Annotated in this window: 9 protein-coding genes; 4 read left to right on the top strand and 5 right to left on the bottom strand. The window is 63.4% G+C overall.

The genetic code is table 11. The annotated features are described in order from the left end of the window. Positions 1–137: 137 nt before the first annotated feature. The 4 genes from ACZ9GA_RS18285 to ACZ9GA_RS18270 form a co-directional block, all read right to left on the bottom strand. Positions 138–2,549, bottom strand: a complete 2,412-nt coding sequence (locus ACZ9GA_RS18285) for a TonB-dependent siderophore receptor (RefSeq protein ID WP_457361360.1) — start codon at positions 2,547–2,549, stop codon at positions 138–140. A 126-nt stretch (positions 2,550–2,675) separates the two neighbouring features. Then, positions 2,676–3,659, bottom strand: a complete 984-nt coding sequence (locus tag ACZ9GA_RS18280) for a DUF4880 domain-containing protein (protein ID WP_457363694.1) — start codon at positions 3,657–3,659, stop codon at positions 2,676–2,678. Continuing rightward, a complete protein-coding gene (locus tag ACZ9GA_RS18275) occupies positions 3,646–4,161 on the bottom strand; it encodes a sigma-70 family RNA polymerase sigma factor (RefSeq protein WP_457361361.1) in 516 nt (171 codons plus the stop codon). The genes ACZ9GA_RS18280 and ACZ9GA_RS18275 overlap by 14 nt, the downstream gene beginning before the upstream one ends. A gap of 97 nt (positions 4,162–4,258) precedes the next feature. Then, positions 4,259–4,879: a transglycosylase SLT domain-containing protein gene (locus ACZ9GA_RS18270; protein ID WP_457361362.1), complete on the bottom strand. Its 621-nt coding sequence runs from the start codon at positions 4,877–4,879 to the stop codon at positions 4,259–4,261. Positions 4,880–5,124: 245 nt separating this feature from the next. On the opposite strand from ACZ9GA_RS18270, the gene ACZ9GA_RS18265 reads away from it, so the two are divergent. Next, on the top strand, positions 5,125–10,263 hold the full coding sequence (locus tag ACZ9GA_RS18265; RefSeq protein WP_457361363.1) for a RecQ family ATP-dependent DNA helicase: 5,139 nt from the start codon (positions 5,125–5,127) through the stop codon (positions 10,261–10,263). Positions 10,264–11,354: 1,091 nt separating this feature from the next. Here ACZ9GA_RS18265 and ACZ9GA_RS18260 read toward each other — a convergent pair. Beyond that, on the bottom strand, positions 11,355–11,774 hold the full coding sequence (locus ACZ9GA_RS18260) for an NUDIX hydrolase (RefSeq protein WP_457361364.1): 420 nt from the start codon (positions 11,772–11,774) through the stop codon (positions 11,355–11,357). Positions 11,775–11,873: 99 nt separating this feature from the next. Here ACZ9GA_RS18260 and ACZ9GA_RS18255 point away from each other — a divergent pair, with 99 nt between their 5' ends. The 3 genes from ACZ9GA_RS18255 to ACZ9GA_RS18245 all read left to right on the top strand — a co-directional run bounded on the left by ACZ9GA_RS18255 (position 11,874) and on the right by ACZ9GA_RS18245 (position 14,564). Continuing rightward, positions 11,874–12,782: a LysR family transcriptional regulator gene (locus ACZ9GA_RS18255; RefSeq protein ID WP_457361365.1), complete on the top strand. Its 909-nt coding sequence runs from the start codon at positions 11,874–11,876 to the stop codon at positions 12,780–12,782. Between the two features lie 103 nt (positions 12,783–12,885). Then, the gene (locus ACZ9GA_RS18250) at positions 12,886–13,860 is read left to right on the top strand and encodes a hydroxyacid dehydrogenase (protein WP_457361366.1); all 975 of its coding nucleotides are present in this window, start codon (positions 12,886–12,888) and stop codon (positions 13,858–13,860) included. 14 nt (positions 13,861–13,874) lie between these two features. Further along, the gene (locus tag ACZ9GA_RS18245) at positions 13,875–14,564 is read left to right on the top strand and encodes an RraA family protein (RefSeq protein ID WP_457361367.1); all 690 of its coding nucleotides are present in this window, start codon (positions 13,875–13,877) and stop codon (positions 14,562–14,564) included. Positions 14,565–14,660: the final 96 nt, after the last annotated feature.

The following is a 14,660-nucleotide window of genomic DNA, read 5'->3' as shown; positions in this document are numbered from 1 at the left end:
TGCGCGGACGTCACCGGGCGGCAGCAGGAGCTGCGGCCAAGGCCGGCTCCTACGCGGATGGCGTAGGAGCCGACTTCAGTCGCGATGCAGGCAACGCGGTTTCAAGACTGGCGCGAACAAGTCCCTTATCCACCGCCTTACCAGTTATAACTCAACTTGGCCGTCACCTCGCGCGCCGGGTTGTAATAGTTCGCCGTACCCGACCCCACCACATGCTGCTCATTCAGCAAGTTACTCACATTCACCGCAAGTTCAGTCCCCTTGGTAATCTTGTACTTGAACGCCGCATCGAACAACGTGGCGCCATCGCTTTTGCCAGTGTTGGCCGCGTTCAGGTAATAAGCCCCCACATAGCGCGCCCCCAGCCCAACGCTGACGTCGGTGTTGGGCACATCGTAGTAACTCCACAGCGAGGCCGAATGCTTCGGTGCCGTGGTGAACTGATTGCCTTTCAAGGAAGTGCCGTCGTACAGCGAACCGCGTACAACCTCGGAATCCATGTAGGAATAGGCGCCAATCAGGCTGATGTTTTGCGTAACCTGGGCCTTGCCTTCCAGATCCAGGCCACGGATGTGCGATTCACCCACCGTTTGCTGTTCGATAATGCCGCTGGGCAGCACCACGGCGATCGCTACGTTTTCCTGGGTCAGGTCATACACGGCGGCCGAGAACAGCGCGCTCATGCCCATCGGCGAATATTTAACGCCCACTTCGTACTGTTTACCGGTTTGCGGCGTCACACCCACCTGGGGCGGCGAGACGGACTCGACCATGCTCACATAGGTGGACACTTCATCGTTGACCATGTAGGTCAACGCGCCACGGTAGGAGGTTTTCGAGAAGTTGTCCTTGTCATTGAACTGCGTGGGGCTTGAGTACAGGTTATAGCCCTTGCTGCTCACATCCATGCTGTCGTTACGCAGCCCGGCGGTCACGATAAAGCGATCGTAGAAGGACAGGTTCTGCTGGAGGAAAACAGCTTTGGTCTTGGTGTCGTCTGTCTTCGCGGTGTAAGGCGTCAGGGTGCCGGGTACGCCGGTGAACACTGGGTTGGCAATGTCGATGGACGATACCAGGTCGTAGACGGAGCTTTCCTTGGTCGACGAATCGAGGTACTCGACGCCCACCAGGGTGCTGCTGTCGATGTTCTCGAAACGATGATCGTATTGCAGCATCAAGTTGCCGTTGAACTGATCGGCATCGCTGTCGGTGCCCAGCAGGTAGCGTGGGATCGTGGTGCCGACACGCGAAGCGGAATCGCTCAGGTAGACGTAGCCGTAGTTGTCGGTCAGTTCGCTGTAGCGCAGGTTGCCGCGCAGTACGAAACCATTGTCGAAGTCATGGGTGACGTTGCCGCTGAGGCTGGTGCGCTCGACGTTGTGGTAGTTGAAGCTGGGCTCACCGAAGAACTTGCTGCGGTTGTATTCCTTGTCCAGAGGATAGCCACCGCTATTGGGCGAGCTGTCAGTCTTCAAGTGGTCGAGGATCACAGTGGCCGAGGTGTAGTCGGTGGGCGCCCAGGTCAGGCCGCCCATTATCAGTCGGCTGTCGTCCTGGGAATGGTCGTACTCGCGGTCACTGTTTTGCACTTTGGCGGTGAAACGGCCCGCCACGGTTTTGTCGTCATTCAGCGCGTCGCCCACATCAATGCCGGTCTCGGCATGGTTATAGGAACCGGCGGTTACATAGCCCTCGCCGAACTTTTCGAAGCGCGGCTGCTTGCTGACGAAGTTCACCGAGCCACCCGGATCCGCCGGGCCAAACAGGGTGGAGTTGGCGCCCCTCAGAATTTCGATGCGTTCGTAGGCGAACGGGTCTTCGCGTACACCGCGCATCGAACTCAGGGTCAAGCCGTCACGGTAGGTGGTGGCCTGGAAGCCGCGTATCTGGAAATAGTCGTTGCGATCGTCCGTACCGTAGTAGTCACTGACCACGCCCGGGGTGTATTGCAGGGCCTCTTCCGTGGTGCTGACGCTGCGTTGCTCCATTTCCTTGCGGGTTACCACCGACACGGAGGCGGGCGTGTTGAGGATACTGGTCGCTACCTTGCCGCCCACCCACAGTTCCTGGGCCACCACCGAGTTGGCGTCGTCGTCGGCACTAACCTTGACCTTGGCATTGACGATGACCGGGGCCAAGCGGTAATCGTCGACCGAGGTTGCGCCAAGTTCGAGTGGGCCGGCAGGCTTTTGCTGAGGGATCAGCAGGTAGGCATTGGGGCCTTGTTGCTCGATCTGCAAGTCGCTGCCCATCAGCAGGGAGGACAGTGCGGTCGGTGTGTCGAACGCGCCATTTACGCCCCGCGTGGTGCGGTCGGCGACGCTGGACGCATCGTAGGACAGGCTGATCCCGGCTTCCCGCGCAAAGCGGTCAAGCGCCGGCGCCAGTGGGCCGGCGGCGATGTTCCACTGCTGGATCTGGCTGCTGTGTTCAGCGCTCGAAGCTTGCGCCAGCGACGGCAATGCGTGGCTGCTGACGATCAAACCCAGGATTGCGCCGTTCAAGGCACGATTCAATCGATGGCGCTGTGGAACCGGGGACACACTCATTTTCTCACTCTCGCTCCGTGGAAGGGTATCGGCAGACTGGCCTGTATTCCGGCCTTCCTTACAGGTCGAACGAGAATGCGAAAACACCTCATTATTTTTTCGACTAATGCCGAAAAAACGAATGCCTTAACTGGCCGCGGTCAATGTCACCCAGTACCGGGTGCGATAATCCACGTTCAAACGCAGTGACTTCGCCACCAATGCCAGGACCTGATCGAGGTTGCCAAGCTGGAAGGTGCCGGACACGCGGCGGTCGGCAATCGCGTCGCTGCAACGCAATACGCCCGGGCGATAGCGCGACAGCTCCCCGATGAAATCTGCAAGGCGCATATTGCGCGCACTGAGCACCCCGGAGCTCCACCCCCATACATCAAGGCCGTTATCCCTGAACTCGCGGATGCCGCCTGAGGTAAACAGCGATGTGGTTGTGGTCAGGACGCCGCTGCTGCCAGCCTTGGGCTGGCGGGCCCCAGGGAAGACCGTGGCGGCCCCGCCCTGAACCGCGATCAGGGTGCCATCGTCACGCTCGCGCGCCAGTACGCGGGGGCTTTGTGCCCGCATGATCCCGTCGCGTGTCTGCACCCAGAACGGTCGCGCTGGCGCCGAGTGCGCATCCGCGCCGACATTCACGATGATTTCGCCACGCCGCACAATGATCAGGCGCTTCTGTGCGTCAAAAACGCTGTCCACAGCGCTGTCGCTGTTGAGCTGGATCAGGCTGCCATCATTGAGCTGGAAGCTTCGTTGCTCGCCGGTTGCACTGTGCTGCTGCGCAAGCATGGCCGGCAGGGGCGTGTAATCCCGGCCCAGCCAGGCCGCTGAGCCGACGGTGGCCAACAGGCCCAGCAGTTTCAGGCTTTCGCGTCGGCGCATTCCACGGTTGCTGCCATCAAGGGTGTGCCGGGCGAGTTGAGCCGGGATGCCGGCGAATTCATCCCCAAGCGTGTCTACGCGCTGCCACGCCAACAGATGCTCCGGGCGCTGTTGCAGCCAGTGCTCGAAAGCGCGCCGTGTCTGTTCATCCGCCTGATTGAATCGCAGGCATACCAGCCAGTGGATCGCTTTGTCGACAACGGCCGGGTCCAGCGCCCCCGAGTTACGCATCGACATAACGCAAGCGATAGCAGTGTTGAAAGGCCTTGGCCAAATCGCGTTCCACCGTCGCCCGGGAAACGCCCAGGACTTCGGCAATCTGGGCGCAGGTCAAACCGTCGAGCTGGGCCAATAGAAATGCCTGGCGAACCCTGGGTTTAAGCAGGTCGAGCATGCGGTCAATCCGTTCAAGGGCATCGAGAATCAGCAGCCGGCTTTCTGCCGAAGGTACCTCTTGCTCGGGCAGCAGCTGGACGCTCTCCAGGTAGGCACGTTCCAGTTCGCTACGACGATACTGATCAATCATCAGCCCCCGGGCGATGCTGCTCAGATAGGCACGGGGCTCGCGCAAGGGGTTGAATTGGCGGGATTTGAGCAGGCGTACGAAGGTGTCCTGGGCCAAATCTGCGGCATTTTCGCGACATCCCACACGTCGGCTCAGCCAGCCGTGGAGCCACGAATGGTGAGTGCGATAGAGCTGCCCTAGATCTGTCGTATCCAGAGTATCGTCGCTGCGCATCGGCACTCCACCAAAAAACATAACTGATAATGAATCGCATTATACCTATGGCTTACGGCTCGGGTAAATGGGCTCATTCAGCATGGTTTTCAGCCCCTCACAACCAATGCCACAACCGGCTCCAGAACCCCCGATCCAGATCAGCCTTGCACCCCGCATACTGCCGCGCATACATCTGTGAGCGCGCCTGCACCTTGCCCGCGACTGCCGGCAGCCAGGCCTTGCTGGCATAGGTGCGCTGACGATAGCCGCCCCAGCCTTCGTGGTAATTGAGGTACTGGCTGTACGCGTCGTACTTGGACACCCCGTTGATGGTGTAGGTCTTGTCCATGTACCAGCCCACGAAGTCGATGGCGTCGTCGAAGTCCTTGCGGCTGGCGCCGCTGTGGCCGGTGCTTTTGCGGTAATCGTTCCAGCCTTCATCCTTGGCCTGGGCGTAGCCGGCGGCGGTGGTCACGCGGCCCCAGGGGATCACCCACAGCAGGTATTTGCGCGGCGCCTTGGCGTCCTGCCGGAAGGCCGATTCCTGATACATGATGGCGAAGGGCACCTGAATCGGCACGCCCCAGCGCTGCTGGGTTGTTTTGGCAGCGTCGTACCAGCTGTCCTTTTCGCGGAAGATGCCGCAGATGTCATCCGGTGTGCGGGGCGGTGAAACGCTGCAAGCGGCCAGAAACGAGGTGATTAATAAAAGTGCTGCGGCTTTGCCAGTGCTCATTGGGCATCCGTTCGATACTTAAAAAGGCGCGATTCTACGCACAGACCGTGGGTGATAGCGATATGCTACGTATCCTGCCCAAGGCGGCCTGTCAGCTGCGCGAATGTTCCGAATATAGGATCAGACTTTTTGAGCCCGGCCCGTAGGAAACTGCCGTCCTGGTTGTCTCACAAATCTACCGAGCCCACTGTTTTCTCGTTAAAGTGCCACCATCCCCAAACCCCGCCGCAAGGATCGCCCCGCGAATGGTTTCGCCTACACCACCCAAAAGCCTGGTCATCGACCTTGAAGTCGTACCGGCAAAAGGGAACAAGCCCGAGCATATTTTCATGATCGGGGCGCTGCGCCCCGACCGTTCAGCCGAGCTTGAGATCACCATCAACAACAACCTGGGCGAAGCCTTCCGGCAACTCGATGCCCTGGGCAACGGCGCTCGGTTCGTGCTGGGCCACAACGTGATCAATCACGACCTGCCCATCCTGCAACAGCAGGCGCCGGCACTGGCGCTGCACCGCTTGCCGGTGATCGACACCCTGCGCCTGTCGCCGCTGGCCTTTCCGCAGAACCCGTATCACCGGCTGGTCAAGGATTACAAACTGATCCGCGACAGCCTAAATTCGCCCTTGGCCGACTGCCGTTCCACGCTGGTGCTGTTCCAGGACCAGTACGCCGCCTTCCTGCACCTGCACGATGCCAGCCAGGCCGAATTGCTGTGCTACCAGGCGTTGCTGGCGCCCGACAGCAGCAGCGACCTGCACGAGTTCTTCTTTTCGCTGACGGGCCGGGGCGCTTTGCCGGTGGCGCAACTGCCGCCGCTGATCAGCCAGCTGTTGCGCGAGACCGATCCCACGCTGCGCCGCGACCTGAAGGTGTGCAGTACCCGGCTTCAACAGTTGTTCTCAACGGATCTGCAGCAACCAGGGCAGTACCTGCCGCTGGCCTACGCGCTGGCCTGGTTGCGGGTGTCAGGCGGCAATTCGGTGCTGGCGCCCTGGGTGCGGCACCAGTTCCCCGAGGTGGGGCTGCTGATCGCCGAACTGCGCGACACCCCCTGCGGGCAGGCGGGTTGCGGATATTGCGCCACCACCCACGACCCGCGCCACGAACTCAAGCGCTACTTCGGCTTTGACGATTTCCGTTACGAAGCGCCGGGCCAAAGCCTGCAACACGACGTGGTGCTGGCCGGCATGCGCGGCAAGCATGTGCTGGCGATCCTGGCCACTGGCGGCGGCAAGTCGCTGTGCTATCAACTGCCCGCGCTGAACCGCTACCACCGCAATGCCAGCCTGACCGTCATCGTCTCGCCGTTGCAATCGCTGATGAAGGATCAGGTGGACGGCCTGCTGGAGCGCAACGTGCACTGCGCGGCCACGCTCAACGGCCTGCTGACCATGCCCGAGCGCGCCGAGGTGCTGGAAAAAGTGCAGATGGGCGACGTGGGTATCTTGCTGGTGTCACCCGAGCAGTTTCGCAACAAGGCGTTCCGCCGCGCCATTGGCCAGCGGCAGGTGGGGGCCTGGATCTTCGATGAGGCGCACTGCCTGTCCAAGTGGGGCAATGACTTCCGCCCGGACTACCAGTATGTGTCGCGCTTTATCCGTGAATACACGGGCGATGCGCCGCTGGCACCGATTGGTTGCTTCACGGCCACCGCCAAGCCCGATGTGCTGGAGGATATCCAGCAGCATTTTCGCAGCCAGTTGAACATCGAGTTCGACCGCTTCATCGGCACCCACGAACGCACCAACCTCAACTTCGACGTGCTGCCCTGCAAGCGTGCCGAAAAGTGGGCGCGCACCCACGAATTGCTCGACACCCATATCGGTGGCCAGCAGGGCGCGGCCGTGGTGTTCGTCGCAAGCCGCAAGGGCGCCGAGGAATTTGCCGAGTTTCTGATCAGCCAGGGCTGGGCCTGCCGGCACTTCCACGCCGGCCTTGAGCCCAACGACAAGACCGACACCCAGAACGCGTTCAAGGCCGGCACGTTGCAGGTCATCGTCGCCACCAACGCCTTCGGCATGGGCGTGGACAAGGCCGACATCCGCCTGGTGGTGCACGCCGACATCCCCGGCTCGCTGGAAAACTACTTGCAGGAGGCCGGCCGGGCGGGGCGCGATCAGGCCCAGGCGCGCTGCGTACTGTTGTATGACCCGCAAGACATCGAAACCCAGTTCGGCATGACCGAGCGCTCCAAGCTGTCACTGCGCGACATCCAGCAGATCCTGCGTAAACTGCGTATTGAAAGCGACCGGCGCAAGGGCGGCGGCAAGCTGGTGATCACCGCTGGCGAAGTGCTGCTCGATGAACAGGTGGAAACCAGCTTCAACGCCGATGAGCGTGACGCCGAAACCAAAGTGGTGACGGCCGTGGCGTGGTTGGAGCGCGGCCAGTACCTCAAGCGCGAGGAGAACCAGACGCAGATCTTCCCGGCCACCCTGAGCCTGTCCCAGGAGGACGCCGAGAAGCGTCTGTCCCAGGACGCCCGGCTGTCCAAGCGTCGCCTGTCCGAATACCTGGCCATCCTGCGTTACCTCTATGCCGCCGATGCTGACCAGCGCGTCAATACCGATGCATTGATGCAGCTCACCAGCCAGACGTCCGAGGAGGTCACCGCCACGCTCAAGCAGCTGGAGGACATGGGCCTGCTGCAGAACGATTCACGGCTCACGCTGTACCTGCGCTATGGGGTGGTTGGGGCCTCCAGCCAGCGTCTGGAAAATACCCTGCAGCTGGAACAGCACCTGCTTGCCATCCTCAGCGAGCAGGCGCCGGATGCCGAAGCTGGCCACTGGCAAGATCTCAATCTGGCCACCCTGACCCACGCCCTGAAGGAGGCGACGGGCCAAACCGATTTGGTGCCCCTGTACGTACTGCGCCTGTTGCGCAGCCTTGCCGAGGATCGGGATGGTGATAGCCAGCAACGTACCAGTTTCGAGCTCCGCCAGGTCAGCACCGATTATTTGAAGTTGAGGGTCAAGGGCGGCCACAGCTGGCGGCAGATTCAAGGCTTTGGCAAAAAGCGCCGGGCCCTGGCCGGTGTGGTACTCAATCACCTATTGGGCAAATTGCCCCCTGGGTTGCGCGGCAAGGACCTTATGGTCGAAACCACCTTTGGCGAGCTGGCGCAGCTGCTGGAGCAGGATCTGGAACTTCGTCATACCGTCGCGGCCGACCAGCGCCGCAAGGGCGTCGAACATGTGCTGCTCTACCTGCACCGCCAGGAAGTCCTCACCCTCAACCACGGCATGACCGTGATGCGTCGCGCCATGACCATCGAGATCAACCCGGACAAACGCAGCACCGGCTACCTCAAGGACAACTACCTGGGCCTGGACGAGCACTACCGCGAAAAGCGCATCCAGGTGCACGTGATGCGCGAGTACGCTGAAATGGCGCTTAGCGAAATGGCCGACGCCCTGCGTCTGGTGATGCACTATTTCAACGATGCCAAGCAGGCCTTCACCAAACGCTATTTCAGCGGCCGCGAGGACATCCTCAAACTGGCCACCAGCGAGGAGTCCTGGCGCACCATCATCCAAAACCTCAGTGCGCCACAACGCCTGGTGGTGGCCGATGACGATGACCTCAACCGACTGGTACTGGCCGGCCCCGGCTCGGGCAAGACCCGGGTTATCGTGCACCGCATCGCCTACCTGCTGCGGGTGCGCCGGGTGCCGGCCAGCAGCATCGTGGCGCTGACGTTCAACCGCCACGCGGCCAACGAAATCAAGCAGCGCCTGCTGAAGTTGGTGGGCGCCGATGCCTTCGGCGTCAACGTCATGACCTACCACCGCATGGCCATGCGTCTGACCGGCACGCGCTTTACCCGTGGCGAAACGGTGGAGCCCGGCACCCTGTCCAAGGTGCTGGACGATGCCGTGGAATTGCTGGAGGGCAAGCGTCAAGCCGAGGGCGAGGATGACTTGCGTGAACAGCTGTTGCGAGGTTATCGCTATATTCTGGTGGATGAGTACCAAGACATCGACCAGGTGCAGTACCGCTTGATCAGCGCCTTGGCGGGCCGCAACGCCGAGGAGGAGGGGCGCCCGTGCATCCTCGCGGTGGGTGATGATGACCAGAATATCTACGCGTTCCGCGACACCAACAACCGCTATATTTTGCAGTTCCGTGAGGACTACAAAGCCAAGACCAGCTACCTGATCGACAACTATCGTTCCACCGCCCACATCATCGCGGCGGCCAACCAGTTGATCGAGCACAACCCCGAACGCCTCAAGCAGCACCACCCGATCCAGATCGACATGGCGCGCCGCGAGCAGGCGCCGGGTGGCGAATGGCAGGCGCTGGATGAGGACCGTCGGGGCCAGGTGCTGCGGCTGCTGATTCAAGGCCAGGAGGCTGACCGTGGCAACGTGCAGGCCCAGGCCGCCGTCACCGAACTGGCGCGGCTGGTGGGGCTGGAGAATGGCGAGTGGGACGGCTGCGCGGTGTTGTCGCGCACCCATCAATATCTGCTGCCGATCCAGGCTTGGTGCGAGCAGAACGGCGTGGCCTACCACCTGGCGGCGGATAAGGAACTGGCGTTGCCACTGGCCGGTCAGCGTGGCTTCGTCGCGGCCATCGAGCGTTTGCACACCCATGGCCACGCCATGGACGCCAAGGGGCACTGGGGGGCGCTGGAAGTGGCGGGGCTGGAACCTGAGTGGCGCGACTTTTTCGCCGAGGCGTTCGATCAGTTGCAGGCGGAGTTGGGCGAGTGCGTGCTCGGCGGCCAGGCCGTGATCGACTGGCTGTACGACTACGCGCGCGAGTTGCGCCATCAGCCCAAAAAAGGCCTCTACCTGGGCACCGTGCACTCGGCCAAGGGCCTGGAGTTCCGGCATGTGGTGGTGCTGGACGGTGGCTGGCCAACCCAGCCGGACACCTTGAACGAGGAGCGCAGGCTGTACTACGTGGGCATGACCCGGGCCGAGCAGACCCTGACGCTGTGCGAGTTCGAAGGTGGCAACCCCTTCAGTCCGCAACTGGCGGGCAAGGTGTTGGCACAGGTGTTTACTGCGCCCTACCTGCCGTCGCTGGAGCAGCGTTATCTGCAACTGTCGCTCAAGGATATCTACCTGGACCATCCCGGCCGCCAGCGGCCTGATGCGCCCATCCACGGGGCTATGGCAGCGTTGCAGGTGGGCGATGAACTGGCGCTGCAGCCCAAGGACGACCGCTACCTGATCGTCACCCCGCAGGGCGTCACGGTGGGGTGCACCTCCAAGTCATTCACCTTGAACCTGCGTGTGGAGCGCTGCGAGGTGGCGGGCATCATGGTGCGCCATTCGGACTATTGCGAAGAGTCCTATCGGGCTTCGCACAAATGCAGTCAATGGGAAGTGCTGGTGCCCCGGATCATCGGCCGCCCGCTGCGCGGCTAACTGTCTTGAAAGCGCATCGCCTGCATCGCGACTAAAGTCGGCTCCTACGCCCTGCGTGGTAGGCGCCGGCCTTGGCCGCGATGCAGACGACGCGGTCCTGTAGCCGCTGCCGCCAGGCTGCGCTGGCCAGTGTGAAGCCTGAAAATATTCAGCGAGGCCCAGGGCCCGCGCAGCCTGGCGGCAGCGGCTACAGAGTCTGTCTTGCAGCAGCCTCTGCCTTGAAACCGCGTCGTCTGCATCGCGACTAAAGTCGGCTCCTACGCCGTCCGTGGTAGGAGCCGGCCTTGGCCGCGATGCAGGCCATGCGGTCGACAAGGATACACCCGCCCCCGTAGCCGCTGCCGCCAGGCTGCGCTGGCCAGTGTGAACCCTGAAAATATTCAGCGAGGCCCAGGGCCCGCGCAGCCTGGCGGCAGCGGCTACAGAGTCTGTCTTGCAGCAGCCACTGCCTTGAAAGCGCGTCGCCTGCATCGCGACTAAAGTCGGCTCCTACACCGTCCGGGGTAGGAGCCGGCCTTGGCCGCGATGCAGACGACGCGGTCGACAAGGATACACCCGCCCCTGTAGCCGCTGCCGCCAGGCTGCGCTGGCCAGTGTGAAGCCTGAAAATATTCAGCGAGGCCCAGGGCCCGCGCAGCCTGGCGGCAGCGGCTACAGAGTCCGTCTTGCAGCAGCCACTGCCTTGAAACCGCGTCGCCTGCATCGCGACTAAAGTCGGCTCCTACGCCCTGCGTGGTAGGCGCCGGCCTTGGCCGCGATGCAGACGACGCGGTCGACAAGGATACAGCCGCCCCCGTAGCCGCTGCCGCCAGGCTGCGCTGGCCAGTGTGAAGCCTGAAAATATTCAGCGAGGCCCAGGGCCCGCGCAGCCTGGCGGCAGCGGCTACAGAGTCGGTCTTGCAGCAGCCTCTGCCTTGAAACCGCGTCGTCTGCATCGCGACTAAAGTCGGCTCCTACACCGTCCGTGGTAGGCGCCGGCCTTGGCCGCGATGCAGGCGACGCCGCCCGTACCCGCCGCCGAAGGCGGCGTCTGATAGAACGCGGTGTGTCTGATCAACCACGGCGCCAGTGACGCGACCTCACGGCCGCTGCTACAGCGCCAAATACTCGCGCAAGCGGTTTTGCAGGCGGTCGATGGCGTCGGGGCGGGCCAGGTAGGCGGCGATGGTGGAGACTTCCCAGCGCTGGCCTTCATCCCCGAATACCACCTGATCAAAGGTGCCCGGCGGCACTTGGGCCACGAAGAACCAGGTGTCCAGCCCATTCACCCCCTGGCCTGGATACACCTGCGACCACACCACCCAGGCCGGGTTCAGGGTTAAGGCAAACTCCTCCCAGGTCTCGCGCAACGCCGTCTGCAGCGGCGTCTCGTCGTCTTCCCGGCCACCGCCCGGCAGGTCCCACAGCCCAGGCCAGGGAATGCTCGGTTTGTCATCACGCTGGTAAATCAACATGTCCTGTTCGCACAGCACGGCAATCTTGGCCCCTGAAAACGGCGGGTGCGTCGGCATGGCAGTTCCTCCCTGGCAATGCCGCCACTGTACAGGGCAGGGCGCGCTGCGCATAAGGTATCCTTGCCCGTTCATCCCCCCGCATGGCAAGGAACGTCGATGAGCATCAACCTGCAGATTCGCGACCTGGTGTATTTCATCAAGGTCGCCGAACTGGGCCACCTGGGCCGGGCTTCCGAAGCGCTGCATATTTCCCAGTCGGCCCTGTCCAAGTGCATCGACCGCCTGGAAAGCGCCTACGACGCCGAGTTGTTCGAGCGCGTGGGCCGTGGCATCCGCCTGACGGATGCCGGGCAACTGCTGCACGATCGCTCGCTGCAGATCGAGCGCATGCTCGACGAAACCCATCGCCAAACCTCGTCCCTGGGCCGCGGCCTGGTGGGCAGCATCCGCGTCGGTGCGGCGGCCACCACGGCGGAATACTTGATGCCACGGGCCTGTCGCCTGCTGCAGGAACAGGCCCCGGCCGTGGTGCTGGACCTGCAGATCGGCATGAACGACGTGCTGCACGACTCCCTGCGCAAGGGCCTGCTGGACATCGTGGTCGGGCCGCTGGGTACCCGCGATGATGACTTGATCGAGCAGGACATCGACGGTGACGAGGTGGTAGTGGCGGCCAGCGCCGACCATCCGCTGGCGGGGCGTGAGGTGCCGCTGGAAGCGTTGTGCGAATACCGCTGGATTCTGTCAGCGCCGTCGGTGGCCACCCGCCAGTGGCTGGACGACGTGTTCGTGCGTGAGGGGCTGCCTGCACCCAGGGTGGCCATCGCCACCAGCTCCATCGCCGCCGTGCCCAACCTGATCGTCGAGACCGGCCTGCTCAGCTTCCTGTCGCGGCGCAACCTGGCCGACCCACGCCACAGCGGCCTGGTGGAAATCCCCAACCCGCTGACCACCATGGCCCGCCGCTTCGGCGTTCTGCATCGCGCCGATGGCTATCTGTCACCGGCCACCCGGCGCTTTATCGAAATCCTGCGGGCACAAGGGAATGATTCCTGCAGGGAATGATTTGTTGAAAATACGCTAATAGATATTAAGGATCCCGGCACCGATACTCATGGCACGCCCTGCTGCACAGGGCACAACAACAATAAGCCAAGAGATCTTCCCCATGCCTTACACGATCCTTGTCACCGCACCCCGGCTGGCGCCGGCGGGCCTTGAACTGCTGCGCGCCGCCGGCGCCCGCGTCATCTACGTAGACGCCGGGCAGGGCCCTGCCGACATCGAGCGGCTGATGGCCAGCGAGCCGGTGGATGCCGTCATTTCACGCACGCTGGACCTCAGCGCCGCTGCCATCACCGCCTGCCCCACGCTCAAGGTCATCTCCAAGCACGGCGTGGGCGTCAGCAACATTGCCGTGGCCGCCGCCACGGCGCGCAACATCCCCGTCTACGTCACCCCCGGCGCCAACGCCCAGTCGGTCACCGAAATGACCCTGGGCCTGATGTTCGCCGCCGCCCGCAAGGTCAGCTGGATGGACCGCGAAATCCGCCAGGGCCGCTGGTCCCGGGCGCAAGACGGCCTGGAGCTGAGCGGCCGCACCCTGGGCCTGGTCGGCTTCGGCCAAGTGGCGCGCCGGGTGTCCCAGGCCTGCCAGGCGATCGGCATGAGCGTGGTGGTCTACGATCCGCTGCTGCCCGCCGAGGCCGCCCTGGACGGTGCCCAGCGCATCGCCGACTTGCCGACCCTGTTGGCCCGCAGCCAGGTGCTGAGCCTGCACGTACCGCTCACCGCCCACACCCGCAACCTGATTGGCGCCGAGCAACTGGCCCTGTTGCCCGAAGGCGCGCTGCTGATCAACACCGCCCGGGGCGAAGTGGTGGACGAGCCGGCGCTGATCCAGGCCCTGTCCAGCGGCCAGCTGTACGCCGCCGGCCTCGACACCATGGCCGTGGAGCCGCTGCCCGCCGACAGCCCGCTGCTGCACCTGGACAATGTGGTGCTGACCCCGCACGTCGGCGGTTCCACCCCCGCCGCCCTGGCCGCCATGGCTGTGGGCGCGGCGCGCAATGTGCTGGGCTTTCTCGACGGCACGCCGCCCGACGTGCGCGCCTGCGTCAACCCACAGGTTTTCGAACGCTGATCTGGAGTACTGTCATGACTGCTCAAACATGGCCTGCCGGCTACCGCATCAACCCGCGCGTGGCTAGCCTGCCGGCCGATCTGGTGGAAGCCTTCCGCGCCATTCCGGTGGCGGTGGCGGGCGACTGCATGGGCCGCAGCATCGGCGCCCGTGGCCTGCACGCCTACCACGGCGACCTGTCGTTGAAACTGTGCGGCCCGGCCTTCACCGTGCGCGTGCGCCCTGGTGACAACCTGATGGTGCACAAGGCGCTGATGATGGTGCAGGCCGGCGACGTACTGGTCATCGACGGCGGCGGCGACGTCAGCCAGGCAGTGATCGGTGGCCTGGTGCGTACCACCGCGCTGCGGGTCAAGCTGGGCGGTATCGTCATCGACGGCGCCGTACGCGACCTGGAAGAACTGGCCGAGGGCATCGTCCCGGTGTTTGCCGCCGGCCACACTCACCGTGGCCCGAGCAAGGACGGCCCGGGCGAGATCAACATCCCCATCGCCTGTGCCGGCCTGTGTGTGCTGCCGGGCGACCTGGTGCTGGGCGACGCCGACGGCGTCATCGCCATCCCTGCCCAGGACGCCGCCGCGCTGCTGCCCAAGACCCTGGCGCACCTGGACCGCGAAGCCGGCATCCGCGAAACCAACCGCGCCGGCACCGCCGACCCCGAGCGTTTCGACGCGCTGCTGCGCGCCAAGGGCCTGCCGGTGTGAAGTGATGTGTTCCGGCCGTGGTGCCCCAGGCCCACGGTCAATGTCGCAAGCGCTCTGGCGCGCGCCTGCGGCATGCCTGTACAACTATAAAAAAAC

It is taken from the genome of Pseudomonas sp. TE3644 (assembly GCF_056278815.1).
The sequence above is the reverse complement of the archived record's forward strand: the minus strand, read 5'-3'. Positions and strand labels throughout refer to the sequence as shown.